Here is a 2,043-nt window from a genome sequence, read left to right on the forward strand (position 1 = left end):
TGCGCGTGCTCCACCCCATCATCGCGGTGGGCATGGGCGCGCTGCTCGTCCTCGGCGGCCGCCTGGTGGCGCGGCTGCGGCCCTCGCCGGAGGTGCGGCGTGCGTCCGCGTGGCTCACCGGCGTGTACGTCGCGCAGCTGGGCGCGGGCGTGGTGAACCTGGTGCTGCTGGCGCCGGTGGCCATGCAGCTCGTGCACCTGCTGCTCGCGGACTGCGTGTGGATGTGCGTGGTGCGGCTGTGCGCGGCGGGGCTCGCGGAGGACGCGCCGCGCCTGGAGCCCGCGGCCGGGCCTGCGTCCCGCGTGGAGCCGGTATAGGCTCCCCGTGACCGCTCCCTCCATGACGACCCCTCCCCCCCTGACCGAGCGCCTGGATGGCTTCCTCGTGCGCCACCGCCGCCGCGTCCTGGGCGGGCTGCTGCTGCTGGCGGTGTTCCTGCGGGTGATGGTGGGGATGGAGCTGGCGGGGGGGCCGCTGCTGCACGTCCACGAGCAGAACCCCGCGTCGGACAACTACTTCTTCGCCCAGTGGGCCCAGCACCTGGCGGACGGGGACTGGCTCCAGCGCGTCCCCCTCCACCCGATGACGGCGTGGATGCGGCGGGTGGCCAGGCAGGTGATGAACGAGCACCCCAGCTACCCGGTGGACCTGGGGCTGGCGAAGGACACGGCGTACGACCCGCGGAGCATGACCGTCGCGCTGTGGGACCACTGGCTGGGCGGGCCCACGTACTTCCAGGAGCCGCTCTACCCCTACCTCGTGGCGCTCACCCGCGCCGCCTTCGGGCCGGCCGGCGCGTTCGTCTTCGCGTGGCAGCTGGCGCTGGGCGTGCTGGGCCTCTTGCTGGCGTACCGGCTGGGCGCGCGCTCTTCAGCGAGACGGCGGGCGTGCTGGCCGCGGTGCTGGGGCTCTTGTACGCGCCGCTCCTCGTCCACGAGTTCGCCCTGCTGCGAGACTCGCTCATCGTGCTGTTCACGCTGGCGCTGATGGCGGCGCTGGTGGCGGCCCTGGAGCGGGGCGGCTGGCGCTGGACCCTCTTCGGCGCCCTGTCCGGACTCGCCGTGCTGGTGAAGGTGCCCTTCGTCATCTTCGTGGGGCTGGCGCTGGCGGGGGCGGTGGCGTCGCGGCGCTGCCGCGCGGGGGACGTGGGCCGGGTGCTCGCGGGGCTGGCGGTGACGCTGCTGCCCGCGGTGGCGCGCAACGCGCTCGTGGGCGTGCCGTGGCTGAAGTTCAACGGCTCCGGCACGTCGATGCTCGCGTACTACCACATGGCGGATTCGCGCCCGTACCAGTTCTCCATCGGGCCGGGCTACGCGGACATCCTGATCAAGTCGGACGGCCGGCTGCTGCCCGCCCTGCGCGAAGCCATCCAGACGCACGCGTCCCCGTGGGGCTTCATCCGGTTGAGCCTGGCGAAGGTGCTCTACTCGCTGCACGGCGACGAGATCCCCAACAACGTGGACGTCGCGCTGTACCGGCAGACGTCGGGCCTGCTGCGCGCGCTGCCGCTGCCCTTCTGGGCGCTGGGGGTGCTGGGCGCCGTGGGCGCCGTCGCGACGCGCGCGCGCTGGCGCGAGCTGTGGCCCCTGTACCTGGGCATCGCCGCGGCCCTGCCCACGCTGGTGCTCGCGTCCTTCATCTCCCGCTACCGCCTGCCGCTGGCGGCCGCGCTGCTGCCGCTCGCGGGGGCGGGCGCCGTCGCGCTGCTGCGGCAGGCGCAGGCGCGGCGCTGGGGCGTGCTCGGGGTGACCGCCCTGCTGGCCGCGCCTACGTCGCGTGGGCGTCGCGCCCGCTGCGGGACTTCGGGGTGAACTCGCCGGGGGGCTACTACCGGTCCCAGGGCGCCATGGCCCTCCGGGCGGGGTGGGCGGACTTCGCGGAGCTCAACTACCGGGAGGCCCTGCGCCTGGAGCCCGGCCATGGCCAGGCCCACCTGGGGCTGGGCACCGCCCTGCTCCAGCAGGGCCTGGTGGACGACGCGCTGCCGGAGCTGCGCGCGGCCGCGGACGGCCTGACGTCCGGCGAACCGCTGCTGCTGCTGGG

General features: G+C 74.7%; 4 protein-coding genes. All 4 read left to right on the top strand.

The window, feature by feature from the left end:
• Nucleotides 1-317: COX15/CtaA family protein (locus tag ACLEQD_RS42060; RefSeq protein ID WP_410391560.1), on the top strand; the 317-nt coding region annotated here is incomplete at its 5' end.
• A 22-nt stretch (nucleotides 318-339) separates the two neighbouring features.
• Nucleotides 340-987 carry a hypothetical protein gene (locus ACLEQD_RS42065; RefSeq protein WP_410391562.1) on the top strand — a complete coding sequence of 216 codons (648 nt, stop codon included), beginning with the start codon at nucleotides 340-342 and terminating at the stop codon, nucleotides 985-987.
• Complete coding sequence (locus ACLEQD_RS42070) at nucleotides 888-1,811, top strand: hypothetical protein (protein ID WP_410391564.1); 924 nt, start codon at nucleotides 888-890, stop codon at nucleotides 1,809-1,811. Before ACLEQD_RS42065 ends, ACLEQD_RS42070 begins: the two co-directional genes overlap by 100 nt.
• The coding region (locus tag ACLEQD_RS42075) for a tetratricopeptide repeat protein (protein WP_410391566.1) at nucleotides 1,808-2,043 on the top strand (236 nt) is incomplete at its 3' end. The genes ACLEQD_RS42070 and ACLEQD_RS42075, both read left to right, overlap by 4 nt.

It is taken from the genome of Corallococcus sp. 4LFB (assembly GCF_046520365.1).
GTDB lineage: Bacteria > Myxococcota > Myxococcia > Myxococcales > Myxococcaceae > Corallococcus > Corallococcus caeni.